The 22,795-nt window shown below is 67.5% G+C and carries 20 protein-coding genes; 7 read left to right on the top strand and 13 right to left on the bottom strand.

Translation table 11 applies throughout. From position 1 onward, the window contains the following. The 4 genes from NF557_RS11000 to NF557_RS11015 form a co-directional block, all read right to left on the bottom strand. A complete protein-coding gene (locus tag NF557_RS11000) occupies positions 1–876 on the bottom strand; it encodes a branched-chain amino acid ABC transporter permease (RefSeq protein ID WP_252619340.1) in 876 nt (291 codons plus the stop codon). A gap of 44 nt (positions 877–920) precedes the next feature. Continuing rightward, the gene (locus NF557_RS11005) at positions 921–2,102 is read right to left on the bottom strand and encodes an ABC transporter substrate-binding protein (RefSeq protein ID WP_252619342.1); all 1,182 of its coding nucleotides are present in this window, start codon (positions 2,100–2,102) and stop codon (positions 921–923) included. A gap of 15 nt (positions 2,103–2,117) precedes the next feature. After that, positions 2,118–3,392, bottom strand: coding sequence for an alpha-hydroxy acid oxidase (locus NF557_RS11010; RefSeq protein ID WP_252619344.1), 1,275 nt, complete (start codon positions 3,390–3,392; stop codon positions 2,118–2,120). A gap of 114 nt (positions 3,393–3,506) precedes the next feature. Beyond that, the gene (locus NF557_RS11015; protein ID WP_252619346.1) at positions 3,507–4,349 is read right to left on the bottom strand and encodes a GNAT family N-acetyltransferase; all 843 of its coding nucleotides are present in this window, start codon (positions 4,347–4,349) and stop codon (positions 3,507–3,509) included. 139 nt (positions 4,350–4,488) lie between these two features. Between NF557_RS11015 and NF557_RS11020 the strand changes: the two genes are divergently transcribed. From NF557_RS11020 to NF557_RS11035, 4 genes are all read left to right on the top strand, one after another. Then, complete coding sequence (locus NF557_RS11020; RefSeq protein ID WP_252619348.1) at positions 4,489–6,243, top strand: glycerol-3-phosphate dehydrogenase/oxidase; 1,755 nt, start codon at positions 4,489–4,491, stop codon at positions 6,241–6,243. Positions 6,244–6,333: 90 nt separating this feature from the next. Beyond that, positions 6,334–7,059, top strand: coding sequence for an MIP/aquaporin family protein (locus tag NF557_RS11025; protein WP_252619350.1), 726 nt, complete (start codon positions 6,334–6,336; stop codon positions 7,057–7,059). A 49-nt stretch (positions 7,060–7,108) separates the two neighbouring features. Next, complete coding sequence (glpK, locus tag NF557_RS11030; RefSeq protein WP_252619351.1) at positions 7,109–8,665, top strand: glycerol kinase GlpK; 1,557 nt, start codon at positions 7,109–7,111, stop codon at positions 8,663–8,665. 136 nt (positions 8,666–8,801) lie between these two features. Continuing rightward, positions 8,802–9,029 (top strand): hypothetical protein, encoded by a 228-nt coding sequence (locus NF557_RS11035; protein ID WP_252619353.1) that lies wholly within the window; start codon positions 8,802–8,804, stop codon positions 9,027–9,029. Positions 9,030–9,059: 30 nt separating this feature from the next. Here NF557_RS11035 and NF557_RS11040 read toward each other — a convergent pair whose 3' ends face one another. From NF557_RS11040 to NF557_RS11075, 8 genes are all read right to left on the bottom strand, one after another. Continuing rightward, positions 9,060–9,767, bottom strand: a complete 708-nt coding sequence (locus tag NF557_RS11040) for a nucleoside/nucleotide kinase family protein (protein ID WP_252619355.1) — start codon at positions 9,765–9,767, stop codon at positions 9,060–9,062. A 33-nt stretch (positions 9,768–9,800) separates the two neighbouring features. Next, positions 9,801–10,943 carry a flavodoxin-dependent (E)-4-hydroxy-3-methylbut-2-enyl-diphosphate synthase gene (gene ispG / locus NF557_RS11045; protein WP_370584191.1) on the bottom strand — a complete coding sequence of 381 codons (1,143 nt, stop codon included), beginning with the start codon at positions 10,941–10,943 and terminating at the stop codon, positions 9,801–9,803. Positions 10,944–10,992: 49 nt separating this feature from the next. Continuing rightward, complete coding sequence (locus NF557_RS11050; protein ID WP_252619359.1) at positions 10,993–12,318, bottom strand: M50 family metallopeptidase; 1,326 nt, start codon at positions 12,316–12,318, stop codon at positions 10,993–10,995. Continuing rightward, positions 12,315–13,577, bottom strand: coding sequence for a 1-deoxy-D-xylulose-5-phosphate reductoisomerase (gene dxr, locus NF557_RS11055; RefSeq protein ID WP_252619361.1), 1,263 nt, complete (start codon positions 13,575–13,577; stop codon positions 12,315–12,317). The genes NF557_RS11050 and dxr overlap by 4 nt, the downstream gene beginning before the upstream one ends. Beyond that, a complete protein-coding gene (locus tag NF557_RS11060; RefSeq protein ID WP_252619362.1) occupies positions 13,574–14,356 on the bottom strand; it encodes a hypothetical protein in 783 nt (260 codons plus the stop codon). The genes dxr and NF557_RS11060 overlap by 4 nt, the downstream gene beginning before the upstream one ends. Further along, on the bottom strand, positions 14,356–15,621 hold the full coding sequence (locus NF557_RS11065) for an AAA family ATPase (RefSeq protein ID WP_252619363.1): 1,266 nt from the start codon (positions 15,619–15,621) through the stop codon (positions 14,356–14,358). Before NF557_RS11065 ends, NF557_RS11060 begins: the two co-directional genes overlap by 1 nt. Further along, the gene (locus NF557_RS11070) at positions 15,618–15,923 is read right to left on the bottom strand and encodes a hypothetical protein (RefSeq protein ID WP_252619364.1); all 306 of its coding nucleotides are present in this window, start codon (positions 15,921–15,923) and stop codon (positions 15,618–15,620) included. The genes NF557_RS11065 and NF557_RS11070 overlap by 4 nt, the downstream gene beginning before the upstream one ends. 150 nt (positions 15,924–16,073) lie before the next feature. Next, the gene (locus NF557_RS11075) at positions 16,074–17,117 is read right to left on the bottom strand and encodes a hypothetical protein (protein ID WP_252619365.1); all 1,044 of its coding nucleotides are present in this window, start codon (positions 17,115–17,117) and stop codon (positions 16,074–16,076) included. Between the two features lie 1,007 nt (positions 17,118–18,124). Between NF557_RS11075 and NF557_RS11080 the strand changes: the two genes are divergently transcribed. Further along, positions 18,125–19,300, top strand: a complete 1,176-nt coding sequence (locus NF557_RS11080; protein ID WP_252619366.1) for an LOG family protein — start codon at positions 18,125–18,127, stop codon at positions 19,298–19,300. Between the two features lie 15 nt (positions 19,301–19,315). Here NF557_RS11080 and NF557_RS11085 read toward each other — a convergent pair whose 3' ends face one another. Beyond that, positions 19,316–19,738, bottom strand: coding sequence for a hypothetical protein (locus tag NF557_RS11085; RefSeq protein WP_252619367.1), 423 nt, complete (start codon positions 19,736–19,738; stop codon positions 19,316–19,318). A gap of 730 nt (positions 19,739–20,468) precedes the next feature. Here NF557_RS11085 and NF557_RS11090 point away from each other — a divergent pair. Together NF557_RS11090 and NF557_RS11095 are read left to right on the top strand one after the other, a co-directional pair. After that, positions 20,469–21,533, top strand: coding sequence for an LOG family protein (locus NF557_RS11090; protein WP_252619368.1), 1,065 nt, complete (start codon positions 20,469–20,471; stop codon positions 21,531–21,533). A gap of 567 nt (positions 21,534–22,100) precedes the next feature. Next, entirely contained in the window at positions 22,101–22,763 is a 663-nt protein-coding gene (locus NF557_RS11095; protein ID WP_252619370.1) for a hypothetical protein, read from the top strand. Positions 22,764–22,795: the final 32 nt, after the last annotated feature.

Raw genomic sequence — 22,795 nt, forward strand, 5'->3', positions numbered from 1 at the left:
TCAGACCTCACGCACCTTGCGCGCGCCGAACAGTCCCTGGGGGCGGACCAGCAGGATCAGGAAGAGCAGACCGAAAGCGATCACGTCGCGCCAGGACGACCCGACATACTGCACCGCAAACACCTCGGCCAGGCCGAGCAGCAGGCCGCCGACCAACGCGCCGGGCAGCGAGCCCATGCCGCCGACGATGATGACCGCCAGACCCTTGAGCTCGATGGCGCTGCCCATGCCGAGCTGGGCGCTGTTGACGTTCATCGCAAACAGCGCACCGGCGACGGCACCGAGGGCGGACGAGATCGCGAAGGTGATCACCGTCACCCGGTCCACGTTGATCCCCAGGACGCGCGCCGCGGTCGGGTTCTCCGCGATGGCTCGCATCCCGCGGCCGAGGCGGGAGCGGGCCACCAGGAGGCTGAGCGCCACCATCAGCACGATCGAGATGACCAGGATGGCCACCTGAAGCAGCGTCATCTGCGCCCCGAACACCTCAAAGGTCGTGCTCGGGAAGGAGTCGACCGGGAAGCGGCGGGTGTTGGGTCCGTAGCGCCACTGCAGCAGCGCGATGAACATCCCCGCCAGGGCGATCGATGAGATCAACCCCGCGAAGGTGGCATCGGGTCTGTTCTTCAGTGGTCGGAAGGCGACCCGTTCGATCACCACGCCTAACAACCCGCCGACCACGAAGATGATCGGCAGGGTGAGCCAGATCGACAGGCCGGCGACCTCCACCAGCTCGATCCCGACGAAGGCGGCCACCGCAAACACCGCGGGGTGGGCCAGGTTCAACCGGTCCAGCACTCCGAAGACCAGCGTGAAGCCGATCGCGAAGAGCGCATAGATGGAGCCGATGAACAGTCCGTTGAGCAGTTGTTGCATGGGTGTCCGCCTCCGTCAGGGGTCAGTAGGTGGAGCGGCGTGGATCAGGGCAGGACGGTGAACTTGCCGTCCTTGACGACCTGGACGACCGCGTCGTGCTCGGCGTCCCGATCGGCGTTGATGCTGATCGGGCCGAGCACGGTGGGCAGGTCGGTGATGTTGCCCAGGCCGGCCTTGATCGCCTCGCGGCTGCCGTCGCACCCTTCGCGCACGGCATGGTCGATGATCGTCATCGCGGCATAGGCCTGAGCGGCGAACTGGTCGGGCCCGGACCCGAACTTCTCCTCGTAGGAGGAGAGGAAGTCGGCGTTCTCCGGGTTGTCCGAGGCGGAGTTCCAGGCAGCACCCACCACGACACCCTCTGCCGCGTCACCGGCGTCGGCCATCAGCTGGGGGTTGTTGAAGCCGTTGCCGCCGATGATGGGCATGTCGAGACCCAGCTCGCGGGCCTGGGTGACGAGCGGGATCGCGGCCTCGATGAGCCCGGAGACGAAGATCGCGTCCGGGTTGGCTGCCTTGGCCTCGGTCAGCAGGGCGCGGAAGTCGGTGTCGGCCTTGGAGAAGGTCAGCGTGTCAGCCACGGTGATGCCCTCCTCCTCGAGCGAGGAGGCCATGACGTCATAGCCGGACTCGGTGAACGCGTCGTCGTTGGAATACATGACGATGACGTTCTCCAGCCCGTAGGTCTCCACCGCCTTGGCGACGGTCTGCGGGATGACCTGACCCTCGGTGAGGGAGTCGCGGAAGATCCAGTCACCCTGCGCGGTGATGCCTGCCGCGGTGTTGGAGATGGCCAGCACCGGCACGCTCTCCTCCTGGGCGATCGGCTGGGCCTGGAAGGCGGTGTTGGACAGCGTCGGGCCGATGATCAGGCTGGTGCCGTCACCAGCGAAGGTCTCGAAGACGCTGATGGCCTGCTTGGGGTCGGTCTGGTCGTCCTCGACGGTCAGGGCATAGGTGACCCCGTCCTTCTCGTTGAGGTGCTCCGCCGCCAGCTCGAGACCGTTCTTCTGGGACTCACCGTAGGACGCCGCGGCGCCCGTGAGCGACACGGCTGCCCCGATGGGGATCTCTGCCTCGATCACGCAGGTGTCGCCCGAGCCCTCACCGGCGAGCGCGCCGCCGCCCTCGCCGTCGGTGTCACCGCCGTCGTCGGAGCCGCAGGCGGTCAGGGTCAGGGCCAGAGCACCGGCGACAGCGGTCATCTTGAACAGGTTGTTGCGCATGTTTTCCTCCAGGGGTTAGGCGTGGTGCGAGGTGGGGATAGGTCCTGCTGGGTGCAGGACGGCGTGGTCAGGGGTGAGCTGGTCGATCGAGGTCACGCCGAGCAGGCGCATGGTGCGCTGGACCTGGTTGATGAGGATGTCGAGGGCACGGGTCACGCCCGCCTCGCCGCCGGCCATCAGACCATAGAGGTAGGCCCGGCCGACCAGCACGGCGTCGGCTCCGTTGGCGACGGCGGCCACGATGTCGCCGCCGTGCATGACGCCGGTGTCGAGCAGGACGGGGACCCGGCCTCCGACTGCCGCGGCGATCTCGGGCAGCACCTCGAGCGGGGTGACGGAGCGGTCCAGCTGGCGCCCTCCATGGTTGGAGACGATCAGGCCGTCCACTCCCAGGTCGACGAACTCCCTGGCATCGTCCACGTGCTGGATGCCCTTGAGCACGATGGCCCCCGGCCAGTTCTCGCGCATCCAGACCAGGTCCGCGGTGTTGAGCGTCGGGTCGAACATCGAGTTGACCAGGGACTCGACGGTGCCGCCGGACTCGCGCAGCGACGCGAACTCCAGGGGGTCTGTGGTCAGCAGGTTGAGCCACCAGCGCGGGTGGGTGGCCATGTCGGCCAGCGTCCGCGGCGTCAGCTGCGGTGGGATCGTCATGCCGTTGCGGACGTCGCGCAGCCGTTGCCCGGCGATCGCGGTGTCGACCGTGAGCACGAGAGTGGTGTAGCCGGCGGCCCGGGCCCGCTGCATCAGCGCGAGGGAGGCGTTTCGGTCCTGCCAGAGATAGAGCTGGAACCAGCGTTGCAGGTTGGGGACATCCGCAGCCAGGTCCTCCACCGAGACGGTGCCCATGGTGGACAGGGTGTAGGGCACGCCAGCGGCCGCGGCGGCCCGACCGACCGCGCGCTCGCCCTCGTGGTGCATCATCCGGGTGAAGCCGGTGGGCGCCAGGACCAGCGGGACCGGGCTGGTCACGTCCAGGACGCTGACCGAGGTCTCGATGCGAGAGACGTCGCGCAGCACCCGGGGCCGGAACTCGACCCGCCCGAAGGCGGCACGGGCCCGGGCCAGGCTGACCTCGCTCTCGGCCGCGCCGTCCACATAGTCGAAGGCCGAGCGCGGGGTGCGCCGACGTGCGAGGTCCCTCAGGTCGTAGATGGTGTTGGCGCGCTGCAGCGCCCGGTGGGTCCGCTGCCAGGTGGGGCGTTCGACGCGCACGAGGGGTCGCAGCTCGGCAGCTCGTGGCAGTCGTCGCTGCACCCGCGCCATGCTGACCCACGCTCTCTCACTCATGCATATGCATGCATCCCGACGAATAGTTCCTCAGCGAGTCTAGATCCCGCGCCGGTGGGCGGGGGCATCACACGACCTGCTGTGACCAAATCGTCACCGCCGCCGTCCCGGGCCTCACAGGAGCACGGTGGCGAAGGTGCCGGTCTGCACGAACCCGACGTGTCGATAGGTCGCCAGCGCGGGTCCGTTGAAGTCGTTGACATAGAGCGTCACCGTCGGTGCCAGGTGGTCCAGGATGTGCTCGACCACGGCCGCCATCGCCGGGACCGCCACTCCTCTGCCCCGCCAGCGCGGGTGCACCCAGACACCCTGGACCTGGGCGACCCCGAGCGCGACGCTGCCGATGTCGGCCTTGAACACGACCTCACCGTCCTCGATGCGCACCAGCGAGCGGCCGGCGCGCACGAGCGCCCCCACGGAGAGCCGATAGGCCCGGTCGGAGCCCCGGTAGGGCGGATAACCGATCTCCTCAGTGAACATGGCCGCCGCGGCGGGGACCACGAGGTCGGTCTCCTCGACCGTTGCGGGACGCACGTGCGGGTCGGCGCCGACGCCCAGCAACGAGGGCGACAGATCCATCGTCAGGACCGGCTGGTTGCGACGCACCTCACGGGCGGGACCCCACTGCGGGGCCAGGGTCTCCCACAGGGGCAGCACCTGGTCGACGGGCCCAAAGAGTGAGGACGCCCAGGCACGCCGCTTGGTCACCTTGGCCGCCAGGGGCTCGATCATGTCCTCGTCGAGCTCGACGGGGACCACGTTTGCTGACGTCCAGCACAGGCCGATGCGCCCGTCCCGCTCATAGCCCAGGACCGAGTTCCGGCCACCCGCCATGCCGCCCTCGAGGATGCGGGCGGCCACGAACACGTTGGTGATGGGGTCGCGACCACACAGCTCAAGTGCCCGGGGCGCATCAGAGAGTCCCAGGCCACGCACCGGGGCCGGGAGGCGCAGCATGGCCTCAGCGTAACCATTCTCCTCCGCGGCGTGCTGCTCCCGCGCAGAGGACGCCGCGCGGCCGCCCTCAGGACACGGTTGCGCGGAGCCACCATGGGCGCGAGGATCAAACCCAACATCCGCAACGGAGGAGAAGCCGATGCAGCCACGCCCCCTGACCACGCAGACTCGACAGGACGCCCTGCGGACGCTCGCCGAGAGCAGTGCCGGTGGCGCGGTCATCGATGTGCTGGTCATCGGCGGTGGTGTCACGGGGGCCGGGACCGCGCTGGATGCCGTGACTCGCGGACTGTCCACCGTCGTGGTCGAGGCACAGGACTGGGCGTCGGGGACCTCGTCCCGCTCCACCAAGCTCGTCCACGGGGGCCTGCGCTATCTGCAGATGCTCGACTTCAAGCTGGTGCACGAGGCGCTGACCGAGCGCGGCCTCCTGCTCAGCAAGATCGCGCCCCACCTGGTCAAGCCGATGGCCTTCCTCATCCCCCTGGAGCACCGCATCTGGCAGCGCGCCTACTACGGCGCCGGCGTCTCGCTCTATGACCTGCTCGCCAACCTGATGCCGGGCCGGCGCACCCTGCCGATCCACCAGCACACCACGCGCAAGGGTCTGCAGCAGCAGTTCCCGGACCTCAAGCACGACACCGCGATCGGTGCGGTCAAATACTGGGACGCCACCGTCGATGACGCCCGCCTGGTGTCCACCCTGATCCGCACCGCGGTGACCTACGGCGCGCACGCCGCCACCCGCACCCAGGTCGTCAAGCTGACCAAGGACGACACCGGGAGGGTCAACGGCGCGATCCTGCGCGATCTGGAGACCGGCGAGGAGCTCACGGCGCGCGCCCGCCACGTCATCAACGCCACCGGGGTGTGGACCGAGGACACCGCCGAGCTGGCCGACACCAGCGGCGGCCTGCACGTGCTGGCTTCCAAGGGGATCCACCTCATCATCCCGCGCGAGCGCATCCAGGGCACCTCCGGCCTGTTCCTGCAGACCGAGAAGTCCGTGCTGTTCTTCATCCCGTGGTCGCGCTACTGGATCCTGGGCACGACGGACACTCCCTGGACCCTTGATCCCCAGCACCCGGTGCCGACCAGCCAGGACATCGACTACGTCCTCGAGCACGCCAACGAGGTGCTCACCACCAAGCTCACCCGCGAGGACGTGATCGGTTCGTATGCCGGGTTGCGCCCGCTCCTGCAGCCCGGCACCAAGGAGGGCACCGACTCTGCCAAGGTGAGCCGTGAGCACACCGTGGCCAGCCCCGTGCCCGGCCTGACCATTGTTGCCGGAGGCAAGCTCACGACATACCGGGTCATGGCCAAGGACGCCGTCGACTTCGCCCTCGGCGGCGAGTCGGAGCAAACCCCCAGCATCACCCACGAGATCCCGCTCGTCGGTGCCGAGGGTGAGAAGGCAGTGCGCCGCCAGGCGGCCCACTGGCGCACGGAGTTCGGCTGGTCCGAGCAGATGGTCGACCACCTGCTGCACCGTTATGGCTCTCTGCTGACCGAGCTGATCGACCTGATCCGGGCGGACCCCTCGCTCGGCCGGCCGCTCGAGGCCGCCCCGGCCTACCTGCGCGCCGAGATCTCCTACGCCGCCAGCCACGAGGGTGCCCTGCACCTGGCCGACATCATGTATCTGCGGACCCGCCTCAACTACGAGACCGGGGACCGCGGGCTGGCCGCTCTGGACGAGATCGCGGCGCTGGCCGCCGACGTGCTCGGCTGGGACCAGGAGCAGACCGAGCGCGAGATGGCTTCCTACCGTGCACAGGCGCAGTCGGAGGACCTGGCAGCCAAGCAACCCGACGACGAGTCCGCAGAAGAGGTGCGCGACCGGGCACCCGACCTCACCCCCATGGTCCCGATCGGGACTCCTGACAAGTAGGCACATCTAGCGTGCGCCCCCTTCCATCCTGAACCCACGTCTGGCACGCTCTCCCTCACAGACTTTCCCTCACAGAAAAGAGTCCCGCGCATGGGAGCGATCTTCCTCTACGAGATCATGGGCACGGCCATGCTGACGCTGCTGGGTTGTGGTGTGGTCGCCAACGCGATCCTGCCCAAGACCAAGGGCAACGGCGGCGGCTGGCTGCTGATCAACTTCGGCTGGGGACTGGCGGTCTTCGCCGGTGTCTACGTGGCCTACAAGACCGGGGCCCACATCAACCCGGCCGTCACCTTCGGCCTGCTGACCAGCGGTGCTGAGTTCTATGACCCGAACGGCGCGATCCCGGTCAACTTCGGCAACACGATCGCCTACATCGTGGCGCAGATGATCGGTGCCTTCATCGGTGCCGTTCTGGCCTGGCTCGGCCACAAGCAGCACTTCGACGAGGACGCCGAGCCGGCGGTCAAGCTGGCCGTCTTCTCCACCGGTGCGGAGATCCGCAACCCGCTGTGGAACACGGTCACCGAGATCCTGGGCACCTTCGTGCTGGTCTTCGTCATCCTCCAGTTCGGCAACACACCATCGGGTCTCGGCCCGCTGGCCGTCGCCCTGCTGGTCGTGGGTATCGGCAACAGCCTCGGTGGTCCCACGGGGTATGCGATCAACCCGGCGCGTGACCTGGGTCCCCGCATCGCGCACGCGGTGCTGCCCATCCGCGGAAAGGGTGACAGCGACTGGGGCTACTCCTGGATCCCCGTCGTCGGCCCGATCCTCGGCGCCGTGATCGCCGGTCTGCTCCATCTCAGCATCTGACCCACAGTGACAAGACCTCGACCACAACGATGTGAAGGAGTCAAGAACGATGGCTGACTACGTACTCGCGATCGACCAGGGCACCACGAGCACCCGGGCGATCGTGTTCACCAAGTCCGGAGAGATCCACTCGGTGGGTCAGAAGGAGCACGAGCAGATCTTCCCCAAGGCGGGCTGGGTCGAGCACGACCCGGCCGAGATCTGGGACAACACCCGTGAGGTGATCGGTTCGGCTCTAGGCAAGGGCTCGGTCGCCAACTCCCAGCTCGCCGCGATCGGCATCACCAACCAGCGGGAGACCGCCGTGGTGTGGGACAAGAACACCGGCGAGGCTGTCTACAACGCGATCGTCTGGCAGGACACCCGCACCGACAAGATCGTCGCCGAGCTCGGCGGCGACGAGGGCGCAGACAAATACAAGGCGATCTGTGGTCTGCCGCTGGCCACCTACTTCTCCGGACCCAAGGTCAAGTGGATCCTGGACAACGTCGAGGGTGCCCGCGACAAGGCCGAGGCCGGCGACCTGCTGTTCGGCAACACGGACACCTGGACCCTGTGGAACCTCACTGGTGGGCCGGAGGGCGGCGTGCACGTCACTGACGTGACCAATGCCTCGCGCACCATGCTGATGGACCTCAAGACCCTGTCCTGGGACGAGGGCATCGCCTCCGACATGGGCATCCCGCTGTCGATGCTGCCGGAGATCAAGTCCTCCTCCGAGGTCTACGGCGAGAGCGAAAAGCTCGGCGTGCCGATCGCGGGCATCCTGGGTGACCAGCAGGCGGCCACGTTCGGACAGGCCTGCTTCGAGAAGGGCATGTCCAAGAACACCTACGGCACCGGCAACTTCATGCTGCTCAACACCGGCACCGAGATCGTGCCGAGCGAGAACGGCCTGCTCACCACGGTCTGCTACAAGATCGGCGAACAGGATGCGGTCTATGCTCTCGAGGGCTCGATCGCCGTCACTGGTTCTCTGGTGCAGTGGCTGCGCGACAACCTGGGCCTGATCAAGGAGGCCCCGGAGGTCGAGGAGCTGGCCAAGCAGGTCGACGACAACGGCGGCTGCTACATCGTCCCGGCCTTCTCCGGCCTGTTCGCGCCCTACTGGAAGGACGACGCCCGTGGCGCGATCGTCGGTCTGACACGCTATGTCAACAAGAACCACATCGCGCGGGCCTCCCTGGAGGCCACCGCGTTCCAGACCCGCGAGGTGCTGGACGCGATGAACGCCGACTCCGGGGTCGACCTGGCCGAGCTGCGGGTCGACGGCGGCATGATCGCCAACGAGACCCTGATGCAGTTCCAGGCGGACATCCTCGGTGTGGACGTGGTCCGTCCCAAGGTGGCCGAGACCACCGCGCTGGGCGCGGCCTATGCGGCTGGCATCGCCGTCGGGTTCTGGGAGGGCGAGCAGGACGTCGTTGACAACTGGGCCGAGGGCGCTCGTTGGAGCCCGAAGATGGCCGACGCCGAGCGGGACCGTCTCTATCGTCAGTGGAAGAAGGCGGTGACCAAGACCTTCGACTGGGTCGATGAGGACGCCGAGGCGGTCGAGGAGGCAGCTGCGGAGGAAGCCGCAGAAGACGGCGACGGCGCTCCCTGACTGCACCGCTGTTCACCCGCACGAGCCCGGTCCCGCACCCGCGGGGCCGGGCTCCGGCATACCCGCGGGGTCGCGCACGCCTCGCCGGGCGAGACGTGCGGTGGCAGGCTTGGGTGAACAACTGGAGGAGCGTGACATGACAGGTGCACAGGATCCGCAGCAGCGCACCGACGGGGAGCTGACCCAGCACAGTGCCGACGAGGCCCGCGAGGACTGGGACGTGGCGGCAACCAACCCTCAGCCGACCGGTGCCGGCGCAGGCGAGACACCGGACGCGGCCGCTGCGGGATCGGGCGGCCGTGACGGCAACCTCGGCGAATCTGGCCGGTTGCACGGCGAGCAGGATCCGGACCGCGCTGACTAGGACAACTGGCTCGGCTGATGCTACGGCGTCTCAGGGCAGCTCAAGCCACTGTGGCTCTTCAGGGTCGGGCTCGAGCAGCGCCGGGCGCTGCAGGTCTGTGTTGTCCAGGATCCAGGTCGGCGGGTGCAGTCGCGCCTGCTGCAGATAGAGCTGCTGCCCACCGACATAGCGGGCATTCGCCTCGTGCGCCGGATCGTCCGCACCCTCCGGGCGGCCCTCGAACCGGGCATTGCCGCGCGGCACCGAGACGCTGAGCGGCACCAGCACCAGCAGCGTGGCGTCCCACTCGGCAGCGAGCTCGGGTCGCCTCAGGAAGATGCCGTCCACGAGCAGCAGCGCGTCGTCCGAGGCCGTCACCGGGGCTGGTGAGACCGCGTGGTCAGTGCGCACGTCATGCACCGCGGGCACATAGTCCTCGCCCACCCGGAAGGGCCGCAGCACACTGGCGCGGAATGCCTCGTAGTCGTAGGAGTCCTGATAGAAAGTCTCCGGCCCGGTGCCCCTGGCGTGCCGGCGGGCGCGCGGGTGGTGGAAACCGTCGATCGAGACACTGCGGACCTCACGCCCCGCGACGTGCGGGGCCAGGGCCACCAGCTCGGCGGCCAACCGGCTCTTGCCTGCACCGTCGACACCGTCGATGCCGATCAGCACCCGCTGCCCCGGATGCACGGACAGCATCATCGACAGCAGGTCCACCAGGACCAGCTGTCGGACAGGGAGGAACCCGGGGCCGGTCATGCGGGGCGTATGCCGTCTGCTCGGGTCGGCAGGTCAGCCGACGGTGACGGAGGGGGCGCCCCCGGTGACACCATCGACGGGCTCGCCCATCTCCTCGGCGATCCGCATGGCCTCCTCGATGAGGGTCTCGACGATCTGGCTCTCGGGGACGGTCTTGATGACCTTGCCCTTGACGAAGATCTGGCCCTTGCCGTTGCCGGAGGCGACACCGAGGTCAGCCTCGCGGGCCTCCCCCGGACCGTTGACGACGCAGCCCATGACGGCCACCCGCAGCGGGACCTCGAGGCCCTCCAGCCCCGCGGTGACCTCGTCGGCCAGGGTGTAGACGTCGACCTGGGCCCGGCCGCAGGACGGGCAGGAGACGATCTCGAGCTTGCGCGGCCGCAGGTTGAGGCTCTGCAGGATCTGGTTGCCGACCTTGACCTCCTCGACCGGAGGGGCCGACAGGGAGACCCTGATCGTGTCGCCGATGCCCTGGGACAGCAGCGCGCCGAAGGCGGTGGCTGACTTGATCGTGCCCTGGAAGGCGGGCCCGGCCTCGGTGACACCGAGGTGCAACGGCCAGTCGCCGCGCTCGGAGAGCAGTTGATAGGCACGCACCATCACGACGGGGTCGTTGTGCTTGACCGAGATCTTGAAGTCGTGGAAGTCGTGCTCCTCAAAGAGCGAGGCCTCCCAGACCGCAGACTCGACGAGAGCCTCGGGGGTGGCCTTGCCATATTTCTCCATCACCCGCTTGTCCAGCGAACCCGCGTTGACGCCGATCCGGATCGAGACCCCGGCGTCCTTGGCGGCCCGGGCGATCTCCTTGACCTGGTCGTCGAACTTGCGGATGTTGCCGGGGTTGACGCGCACCGCCGCACAGCCGGCGTCGATCGCCGCAAAGACATACTTAGGCTGGAAGTGGATGTCGGCAATGACCGGGATCTGGCTCTTCCGCGCGATCGCGGGCAGGGCCTCGGCGTCGTCCTGGCTGGGGCAGGCCACCCGCACGATGTCGCAGCCGGTGGCGGTCAGCTCGGCGATCTGCTGCAGCGTGGCGTTGATGTCGGTGGTCGGGGTGGTGGTCATCGACTGCACCGAGATCGGGGCGTCGCCGCCGACCTCGACCTTGCCGACCCGGATCTTGCGCGTCTTGCGCCGCGGGGCCAGGACCGGCGGCGGTGCGGCGGGCATGCCAAGGGCGATGGGGGTGCCAGCAGTCATGTGTCCAGTATCTCCTTGCTCATCCGGCGAGTCGGATGGGGTTGACGAGGTCGGCATAGACCAGCAGGAGGGTCATGCCGATCAGGGCGATAGCAACGGTGTAGGCGACCGGCAGCGCCTTGGCGATGTCGACCGGGTGTGGTTCGGGGCGGCCGCGCACACGGGCCCAGCCCTTCTTGACGCCCTCCCACAGGGCGCCCGCGATGTGGCCACCGTCCAGCGGCAGCAGCGGCACCATGTTGAAGACGAAGAGGGCGATGTTGAGCGAGGCCAGCAGCGAGAGCAGCATCGCGGCCTTGCCCTCGATCGAGTCGGTCAGTGCCCCGAGCGAGCCGTCGGTCACCTCGCCGGCGACCCGGCCGACGCCGACCACCGACATCGGGCCCTCGGCGTCACGCTCCTGGTCCCCAAAGGCGGCCTGATAGACGCCGACCAGCTTCTCGGGCAGCTTTAGGAAGATCCGCGCCGTGTCGACCACCGCACCACCGACGAAGGCCGGGGCCTCGGAGATCGGCTGCGCGACATACTCGATCGAGCCGCTGGCGCCGAAGTAGCGGCGCGGCTCCATGACCGGCTCGCCCGCGGCGTCCAGCGCGAAGGTGCCGTCCGCGGTGTAGACCGGCCGCTCCCGCTCGACGAGCGTGGCCGGCAGCTCGAGCATCTGCCCGTCGCGGTTGACCACGAAGGTGGCCTGCTCGGGGCTGTTCTGGATCGCGTATGACGCCTCGCTCCAGCTGGCCACCGGGACGCCATTGACCTGCTCGATCACGTCGCCCTCCTGCAAACCTGCGAGCAGCGCCGGGGAGGCGGGCTGACCGGCGCAGTCGGTCACCGTGACGTCGGTCGGCGCGCACTCGGACACCATCGAGATGCGCGCGGTGCCCTGCGGCAGGCCGAGGAGGACCAGGATGCCGGTGAGCAGCACGGTGGCGATCGCCAGGTTCATCAGCGGTCCGCCGAACATCACGATGATGCGCTGCCAGACCGGCAGTTTGTAGAACACGCGGTCCTCGTCACCGGGGCCGATCTCCTCCATCGACTCGGCACGGGCCTGGTCGGCCATCTGGCTCCAGCGACCGGTCGAGGACGCACGCAGGCGGCCCCCGTCCTTCGGGCGTGGGGGGAACATGCCGATCATCCGGACATAGCCGCCGAGTGGGATGGCCTTGACGCCATACTCCGTCTCGCCGCGGCGCCGGGACCAGATCGTGGGGCCGAAGCCGACCATGTACTGGGTGACCTTGACGCGGAACTTCTTGGCGGGGACCAGGTGACCGATCTCGTGGAGCGCGATCGACAGCGCCACGCCGAAAGCCATGATGAGCACCCCGAGGAGGTACATCATGGGTGGCTCACTTCCTGTGACGTCTGGCCGATCTGCAGTAATGTTGAACACCTGGCGAGTGCCTGCTGCCTGGCCTGCTGGTCTGCGGCCAACACGTCCTCAACAGACAGTGCAGCGGAATAGTTCCCCTGCGGGTCAGATTCTACGCCCGCAGCGCCCCCCGACCGCTGCCTGAAGTCGTCCACCACCTGCTGCACGGTGTCGACGATGTCCAGGAAGCCGATCGTCCCGTCGTGGAAGGCGTCGACGCACACCTCGTTGGCCGCGTTGTAGACGGCCGGCATGATGCCTCCCGCCTCACCCACCTGGCGGGCGAGCCGCACGGCCGGGAACGCGTCGTCGTCGAGCGGATGGAACTCCCAGGCGCTGGCGGTGCTCCAGTCGCAGGGCTCGTCGACATCGGCCAGCCGATCGGGCCAGGAGAGGCCCAGCGCGATCGGGACCAGCATCCGTGGCGGTCCGGCCTGGGCGATCGTCGAGCCGTCGTGGAACTCGACCATCGAGTGGATCTGCTGCTGCGGGTGCACCACGACGTCGATGTCACTGAACGGTATGTCGAAGAGCAGGTGGGCCTCGATCACCTCCAGCCCCTTGTTGACCAGGGTCGCGGAGTTGGTGGTCACAACCCGTCCCATCGCGAAGTTGGGGTGCTTCAGGGCCTGCTCGGGGGTCACCTCCCCCAGCTGCGTGCGGGTGCGCCCCCGGAACGGACCACCGCTGGCGGTGAGCACCAGCCGGCGCACCTCCTGGGCTCTGCCGGCCCGCAGGCACTGGGCGATAGCGCTGTGCTCGGAGTCGACCGGCACGATCTGACCGTCGGCCGCCGCGGACGTGACCACCGAGCCACCCACGATGAGCGACTCCTTGTTGGCCAGCGCCAGGGTGCTCCCCGCTGCGAGCGCCGCCAGGGTCGGACGCAGGCCGATGCTCCCGGTGATGCCGTTGAGCACGATGTCGGCACCGTTGCCCGCCACCTCGCTGGCAGCCTCCGGACCGACGAGCAGCTCGGGGCGGCGTCCACCGGGGCCGGCCAAGTCCTCCAGCGCGGCACGCACCGCGTCCGCGGCATCCTCGCGGGCGACGGCCACCTGCTCCACGCCCAACGTGAACGCCTGCCGGGCGAGCTGCTGGGGGTCGGAGCCGGCAGCGCTGATCGCCCGGACCGTGAAGACCTCCGGGTTGGCCAGGATGATCTGCTCGGCCTGGGTGCCGATCGAACCGGTCGAGCCGAGCAGGGTCAGCGTGCGAGGTGGTGTCACTCCCCCATTGTCGCCGACTCCTCCGACAGTGCTGCCTCGGTCTGCTGCAGCAGCTCGGTGATCATCTCGCGCAGCGCAGTCGGGCGATAGGCCTGCGAGTCCTCGCTGACGAAGGTCCCGCCGGGCCCGAGCGCGACCATCCGAGAACGCACACCGTCCGGGAGCAGTGCGGCTGCCTCCACCAGGACCGTGGGGTGGCCGAGGTCGGCGAGGAGCTCACTGACCGCTCCCTCTCCGGTGCCGAGCACGCGCACCGGCCCGGTCCCGGGCTCGGCGTCGGGCGGGACGATGAAGTCGGCCACGGCCCGCTCCCAGTGCTCGCGCTCGATCGTGAGCAGGCTGTGCATGCCGTGGTCGGTCACGTCCTCCAGCACCGCGATTCCCGGGTGGAGGTGCAGATATCTCGTGGCCACTGAGGGATCGGCAGCACCGCCCGGGTAGGGGCCGAGCACCCGTTGCAGCGCCAGCACACAGGGCGCGAGCGACCGCAGGCACAGCGTCAGTCCCAGGGGCTCGCTCGCGACCCACGCCGCCGCGTCCGCCAGCTCCGACGGGTAGGGGCGACTGCCCTCAGGAGGCTCCGGTGTCACCAGCCCGCGGGCCATCAGGGAGCGGGTGGCCACCGACAGCGCCAGGTCGCGCTGGTCGGTGTCGGCAGGGAGCTCGATGCGGGGCGGCACTACGCCGAGATCACCATGCGTCAGCACGAGCAGCTCCTCCTCCGTCACGGTCAGCGCCGGTCGCAACGGGATCGCGGCCCGGGACTCCGCTGCGGCCATCAGAAGAGCTTCCGCAGCGCCGGGAGCACGATCGGCACCGTCAGCAGACTCGGCGGCGGGACCACCGGCAGCCGCAGACCGGGACCGATCGGCACGTCGGGCAGCCGCAGCGGCACCTCGATGTCCGGCACGAACCGCCTCAGGTCATCGAGGTCGGGCAGGTCGGGCAGATCCGGCACCAGCCCGTCGCCGATTGGCACCAGCGGGCCAAGCGGCCCCCACGGGAGGCCAGGTCGTGGCCGGAGCATCTCGTGCGCCACCTTCTTGACCGTCTCCCGGTTCTGCCAGACATACCGACCCACTTTCGCGATCTGCTGGCGGTTGTCATAGATCGCGTTGCCACCCTTGACCAGGTAGTACGCGCCGACGGTGATGCCACCGGCGCCAGCGACGACAGGGTGGGGCATGATCATGGCCACACTCCCGGGGATCGCGAGTCCCGCGCTGACGCGGACCATGCCACCGCGCCACCCGGTGTAGCCGCCGCCATCGACCAGGTCGGGCCACGCGTCGCTGACCACGACGATGGGCACCAGCAATCGCCCCAACGGTCCGGCCAGCAGAGCGATCGCCGGTGGCTTCATCACGGCCTTGAGCAGCCGGGCGACCTTGATGTCGAGCATCTGCCGCACGAAGGGCGAGACCTCGCGGGCCGCCTTGGCCGTGGTCAGCAGCAGCCGGGTGGCCACGACCACGAGGCTGCCGCCCCGCCAGACGGGGAGCACCTCGCGGCCAGCGGTGACGAGGTCAGAAAGGTCGTCCCAGGACTGCCCGACCCACGAGTCCTGGAGGAGGTCCTCGACCACCCGGCGGCCCCGCTCGAGGCCGCCTTCAGCCTCGTCGATCTCGTCCTGCGCCCGTTGGATCAGGCTCTCCAACACCATGACCCGGTCGCGGACCGCCTCGGCCTCAACCGGCTCGGTGATGGTCGTCAGCAGGTCGATCTGTCGCCTGCGCGCTGCCTGCGCCTCGTCGCGGGCACGTTGAGCGGCGCGGACGACCGTCTGCGCCTGGGCCCCCTGCTCGGCCAGGGTGTCCAGGGACCGGGCCAAGCCACCCAGTGGCCCGCACCGGGCCAGCACCGCGCCCTGCACCCGCCCACTCGCAGCCCGTTGGCCGAGCGCAGCGACCCCCTGCCAGCCCCCGGCCGTCGAGACGTCCGAGCGTGCCAACCGAGCAGCCAGCTCCTCCAGGTCGCGCTGCGCGACCACCAGTGACCGAGCCGCCACCCGCAGGTCGTCCGGACGCACCGCCAGCGCAGTCACGGCAGCACCCTGGGCGCGAATCGTCCCCGGGTCTGCAGCTCCACCAGGCCATAGGCCAACCCGGCCGCCTCAGTCGCGCGGGACAGGGCAAGGCTCGCCTCGGCATACCCCTCGAGACCCCTGGCCCAGTGCCTGGCCGCCACGGTGGCGCTCGAGGCGAGCCCCGCCGAACCCCCTGCCCCCGCGGCCACCTGCAGTCCGCCGGCGATCCGGTCCGCACTCGCCCGCACCTGCTCGGCCACCGACCACAGCGTGCTCGCGGCGGCCTCGATCGCCTGCGCCTCGACCTCGATCCTGCGCATCGCCCCTCCCTCTCCCTGGAGACCCGTGCCACTCCCCTCGCGGCTCCTCACACGTTAGGAGAATCCGCGACGGCGTGGGCGCGTTGTCCACAGCCCCTGATGAGACGGCCTCGAGCCGGAATGGGTCGTGCGACGGTCTAGCGACCGCGGTCAGCCACACTTCGGCAGCGGCGGAAGCTCCTGCGTCGTTGCCAGGGCACTCGGACCGGGATAGCCGGAGTTGAGATCCGCTGCGTCGTAGCGGACTTCTAACGCCGACGGATAGACCGTGAACTCGCCGCGTGGCCCATCTTGAGGAAGCTGCGTGTAACTCATCGACCTCAGGTCGAGGACATAGGTGAACTGGTCCTCATCGGTGCCTAGCCGGAAGGCCAGCAGCTCGTCGCTGAATGTGACAGCGTCCAGCCAGGTGACGAGTTGACCATCAGGCGCGACGCCGTCCACCAGATGCATTGACTCACTCGTGTCTGCTCTCCAAAGCCAGAGCGACCACCTATTGTCTGCCCACGCCATCCCGGCGTCCGAGACGTGCAGTATGTGAGCAAATGAAGAGTCCCGGAACTCAGTCGGCAGCACCACAGGCTCAGAATCCGACATTGGCACGACGGTCCACGTCACGACGTCGGACGCCGGAGTCATAGCGGGGAGGACGACCGAACCGCCAACACGTTCGACGGGCGAGAAGGGACCTCGGTCTATAACCGTGGATTCATCCGTCTCTACGTCATAGACCACGAGCGAACGCGAGAAAGGGTCCTCACTGGTTGGATCGAACTCAACCCAGGCAACTTGCCCGCCGTGAACTGCAACGTCAGGCAGAGGAGCGACACCAGCAGTGCCATCGGGATAGTCGCCCTCCGGGGAGTTGCCGATGAGCAGCGGCTCGCCGCCCATCGTCGTGTCCCACACATAGATCGACCACGGGCTGAGGAACACCTCGTAACTCCAGGTCACGGAGTAGGCCAGGTATCTTCCGTCGTAGTCAGAGTTGAGGATCTGAGCCTCAGGTTTGTCGGTGAACTCTTGAACTACTTCGACCTCACCTTCGGGATCAGTCCACTCCAGACGCGGCGCTGCTGTCGAGACGAAACTGGCAACCGAGCCGTCTTTCGCTGCAAGCGCGAGGTAGGTGGCTGGCTGCTTTGGTCCCGGGACTGGTCCGGGAAGCAGCGCCTCTTGCCAGGACTGGGGCATATCGACCAGGCACGCAGCAGTCGTCGCATCGACTGTTGAGGTTGCGGGAGGTGGAGCGACTGCTGACTGAGTCGGCGCCTCTCCGGGTGTCACGTCTGTCTCTTGCACAGCGGTTCGAGTGCTGCTGGACTCCGCCGCGGGCTCCAGGCTGGACGGCGGCGACGGTGAGCAACCAGCGGTGGGCACCAAGATGGCAGCGGCCAATGCCACCACCCTAGATCGCTTACCAGACATAGCCACGTGCACCCATCACAACCATCATGCTGTTGGACGAGTAGGTGCCGTACTTCGCCACATAATTGAAGGAGACGCCGACCCCACCGGACGCGGGGTCCACGTAGTAGGTATTAGAACCGTAGTTGCTGTAGCCACGAAAGGCGACCATTGAAAGATTGTCGAATTCGGGTACCCTGGCAGTCGATAACTAGACCCGGCTGTCATGTATAGGTTGCCCGCGAGGCCGTCTGGGCAGTTGTTCAGCACCCCCAAATCGCCACTTGAGCTCATGGATGCTATGTCCGGGTTGAGCGCGACAGATGCTTGGAAGTTCTCCCGAGCGATGCGAATCTGGCTCTCGTCGCCTGATTCAACCGCTTCCTTGACGGCCATGAGTGCCTGATAGTCGGCAGTTGCCTGCGCATCTGCCCGTCGAGCTTCCGCTTCTTGCTGGGGGGTGGCAGGGTCACCCAGCATCACAGGGGAGCGCTCCAGGGAGCCATATTCCACTTCGTGTCTGTCGCCGCAGCGCTGGTCAATGGCGAGGTCAGCAGTGCCACTGCCAAGAATGCGGTGATGGGCCGTGTGAATGATCGGCCGAACCGCCACGTCCTTTCACACCCGGAGTGGTTCGGTGTCAGATGTCGTGCCACCATGATCCCCCTTGTATGACATCACCTTTGATGCCGTGTGAGCGGGAGGGTAGTCCGCCTCCGTCAGTCTGTCAACTGTCAGCCGAAGCCGCCAGGACCTGTCTGAAGAGGCAACTCCAAGACCGTTAGGGTCGTGGCATGACCGACCCCGTCGAGCGGGAGCACTCGGAGCACGAGGTGCGCTATCACCGTCCCTTCCGTGCCGCGCTGCCCGGCTTGATCCACGAGGTCAGGGACCTGGACACCCTCGAGGCGCTCCTCACGACGGGGGCCGCGCTGCGCGGATCACGCCTGAAGGCACTGGACCTGACCCACGTCGAGGAGCAGCTGCTGGCACGAGAAGACCTCGAGGGGCTGATCGTGCTGGGCGGCGCGGTCCCGCCCGCGCTAGAGCAGCACCTGCGACGCTGTGGGGCGATCATTTTCCCAGCGGCGCCACATGCCCCCGTGCGGCCCTACCGTGGGTCGCTCTACACCGCGGACGAACTCTACGACGGCCTCGCTGAGCACGGTTATGAGCAGACGACCGACGCGAAGGCCTATCGGTGGCTCCAGGATGCCACCGTGCGGCACGACGCCTACGTCACGGTCCTGCGCGCGATCCATGACGACGCCATGTCCGATGCCCTGGTCGACGTGGTTTCTGAGCGCAAAGTGGTCGGGGTGATGGGCGGGCACGCGCTGGCCCGCGGGTCGGCCGGGTTCCGCGACGCGGCACGCCTGGGGTTCACGCTGGCAGAGGCGGGGTATGTCGTGGCCACAGGCGGTGGGCCCGGCGCGATGGAGGCGGCGAACCTGGGGGCCTGGTGCCGCAGTGCCGACCTCCTGGAACCAGCCTTGGAGCAGCTGGTCACGGTGCCGCACTTCGATCAGGGCGTCGGCGCCTGGGCCCAGGTGGCCCTCGACGTGGTCCACGCCGCCTACGGCACCGACCGGCCGCCGTCACCCCTACGCAGCCTCGGCATCCCGACCTGGCACTACGGTCACGAGCCACCCAACGTCTTCGGTGACCTGATCGCGAAGTTCTTCAGCAACGCTCTGCGCGAGGATCTGCTCCTGCACCACAGCACCTCCGGACTCGTGGTGCTGCCCGGCGCCGCCGGCACCGTGCAGGAGATCTTCCAGATGGCGACCCGCCTCTACTACGAGGTGGACCACCGGGTCCCTCCCCTGGTGCTGGTCGACCGGAGGCACTGGACCGAGCACCTACCGGTCTTCCCCCTGCTGGAGGCGTTGGGCCGCGACCGAGCGATGGCTGCTCAGCTCCACCTCGTCGACACCGTCGAGGAAGCCGCATCACTGCTGATCGGGTGATCCGGAAGCGCGCAGTCACCACTCGATATCTTCGGGTTGTGGCCTCGGACAGGCGGGGTCATCGATGTAGGGCTGACCCTGCTGCGCCGGCAGGTAGGCGTCCCACGCCTGGTCTGTGTGAAACTGGGCGATGTAGGTCTCTCGAGACGGTGGCGGCATGGGGTTGTGGCCATGCTCGACCAGACACTCATACGACTCCACCTGCAGGTCATAGAACTTGCTGAGCTCCTCATCGCTCGCTGGTGCCGCCGACGGAAGCGGACCGAACTCCTGGTCGCACTCCTGACTGGCTTGCCGAAATTCGTCGTATTGGGCGCCATGAGCAGTCTTGACCGATCCATTCGGCATCAACTCGGAGGGAAATCCGGCTTCCGTCAGGCAGTCAGCAGTGAACTCCAGGTACTCGCGTCGATACTCGGCCTCAGCAGCCCTGTCCACCGGCGCACCCTCTGTCTCGCTATCAGCCGTGCTGCACCCACTGGCCACGAGAGTGCCGAGGAGCACCACAGCAAGACCCAGCGGCGCACTACGGAGCCGTGCAACTGCCGAAGGTGCCCAGCGCATCCAAGTCTCCGTATGCAAGGACATACCACCAGCCACCCGCCATCAAGCCAGGGTCCGTTGCCCCAGCGAAAAAGGTGCCAGTGCTGTACGTCAGGGTGGAGCCAGATCCTGGCGGCGTAACCTTCACTGTGCCTTGACGGGCGCGCCACGTCACAGCAGGACGAGTGTCGGCCCCAAACGCACAGTCCGCAGGCCACCTGTAGCCGCCATCGTCTTCTGAGGCAGGGACCACTGCCCCCTGAGTCCCCGTCATCTTAAGCGCCGCGCTGGCGACAGAAGGCACGGACCCACTGACAACTTCGCCCGAAGAAGTTACCGCACCAGCCAAAACTAAACTAATGGCTAAGGACAGAACCAAGCCAGCTCTGTTTCCAGACCTTCGGCCCATGTCACCCCCCGTGTCAGACTGCTGGAACCACTCGTTGCAGCAGGATGCCCCTCACCGTCTCACACGCCACAGGCGCATGCAATAGCGGAGGTGCGGACTGGCGCGCCGTCGAGTGGCCCCGGTCATCAGCACCACCCGGAAGGTCTGAAGAAACGCGAAACCGAGCGCCACGTCCGTCCAAACGGGTCTGAATCCCCCGATCCTTCTGCACCACGAGTGGCGCTGCTCACGGCGGGCGCCGCACTGGGCGGTTCGCGCCTGAAGGGACTGGCCCTGACCCAGGTCGAGGAGCAGCTGCTGGCCCGCGATGACCTGGAGGGACTCATCGTGCTGGGCGGCACGGTCTCGCCCGCGCTGGACCGGCACCTTCGCCACCGCGGGGCCATCATCTTCCCGGCGGCGCCCGATGCCCCCGTGCGTCCCTACCGCGGGTCGCTCTACACGGCGGACGAACTCTATGACGGCCTGGCCGAGCACGGTTATGAGCAGACGACCGATGCGCGGGCCTATCGCTGGCTCCAGGACGCCACCGTCCGGCACGACGCCTATGTCACGATCCTACGGGCGATCCACGACGACGCCATGTCCGATGCCCTGGTCGACACGGTCTCCGAGCGCAAGGTCGTCGGGGTGATGGGCGGGCACGCGCTGGCCCGCGGGTCGGCCGGGTTCCGCGACGCGGCACGCTTGGGCTTCGGCTTCGCCGAGGCGGGGTATGTCGTGGCCACAGGAGGTGGGCCCGGCGCCATGGAGGCGGCAAACCTCGGAGCCTGGTGCCGCAGCGCCGACCTGCTGGAACCGGCACTGGAACAGCTGGCCACGGTGCCGCACTTCGACCAGGGGCTCGGCGCGTGGGCGCAGGTGGCCCTCGACGTGGTTCACGCCGCCCAAGGCACCGACCAAGCGCCGTCACCGCTGCGCAGTCTGGGCATCCCGACCCGGCACTACGGCCACGAGCCGCCCAACGTCTTCGGTGACCTCATCGCGAAGTTCTTCAGCAACGCCCTGCGTGAGGACCTGCTGCTACACCACAGCACCTCCGGGGTCGTGGTGCTGCCCGGTGCCGCCGGGACTGTCCAGGAGATCTTCCAGATGGCGACCCGCCTCTACTACGAGGTGGACTACCGCGTGCCACCGCTGGTGCTGGTCGACCGGAGGCACTGGACCGAGCACCTACCGGTCTTCCCCCTGCTGGAGGCGTTGGGCCGCGACCGAGCGATGGCTGCTCAGCTCCACCTCGTCGACACCGTCGAGGAAGCCGCATCACTGCTGATCGGGTGATCCGGAAGCGCGCAGTCACCACTCGATATCTTCGGGTTGTGGCCTCGGACCGGCGGGGTCATCGATGTAGGGCTGACCCTCCTGCGCCGCAGAGGATCTCGCAGACTTTTCACCGCTTGGGCCAGTCAACGCGAGCTCTTGTGTTCTTGAGACCGGGGGGGGGTATTCTACTATTCACCAATCTCGAACACTTGGGGGTAGAAATGCTTACGTCGCAGCAACGTCGCGCGCCGCTAGGCCGCCTAGGAGGAGGTTTAGCAGCATTAGCGCTTGTGATTGTTTCAGCAGCACCCGCCTCGGGTGCCAGTTTCGTCCGGTTCGGCGAAGATTGCTACGTGCCGATCAGGATCACTGCGGGAACTATCGGAACATTGAAGTTTGACGCATGGAAGCACACTGGCAAGCCGTTCGTTCGCGGAACCCACAGTTGGAAGTACTACTCGTGGGTCGATTACCCGAATCCCGACCGCACTGTCAACATGCTCTGGACGACTGTCTCAGAAATCCAGGCTAATACCAGTCGGGCCTCATGGGTCAGCCGTCCACGCCTCATGTGCGGGTGAGCGGGTGAGCGGGCGACACCTGGGAGCTTCGCTGAGTGCCGTTGAAGTCGCATCCAGCATCTTGCTGAGCGCGTGCTCTGGGAATCCAGACATCGGGCAAACATCACGCACAACACACGGGAGCCATCCCGGCCCGATTGTCTGGGACGATCATCTCGCTGGTCTTGCCGAGTCGCTCGGGATCGCGGATCCGCCGGAGGTGCCCGTTGTCCGAGAGGTGAGCCCGTCCGAGTCTCAAGCGGCCGTGGATGGTTGCCTTGCGGAAGAAGGCTGGATGCAGGGCAATGATGGCTGGGTGACTGTGCCTGAGGATCAACTCGAGGCAAGCAATCTCAGCATCTACATCTGCACTGCTCAGTATCCGATCCGTCCCGAGTTCCTGTCTCCACTCACCGACCGTCAGTTCGCGCGACTGTATGACCACTGGATCACCGAGACGTTGCCCTGCGCGCAACGCAACGGCGTGTCGGTGGACTTGGACGCTGTTCCTACGAAGGAGACTTTCCTTCAGGATCCGTATTCATGGACACTATTCTCACTTTTGATGCCGCAACTCGTGAGCATGGAAGAAGCGGGTGCGATCGCGTCCGTCGACTCCTTCCTGACTGACGTGTGCCCTGGGCCAGATGAGTGGGAACTGCGGGACTTGGTCCCGCCTGAAGATTGAGGCTCTTCGCATCCCACTCGTTGTCGGCGCCT

Source organism: Ornithinimicrobium cryptoxanthini (genome assembly GCF_023923205.1).
Lineage (GTDB): Bacteria > Actinomycetota > Actinomycetes > Actinomycetales > Dermatophilaceae > Ornithinicoccus > Ornithinicoccus cryptoxanthini.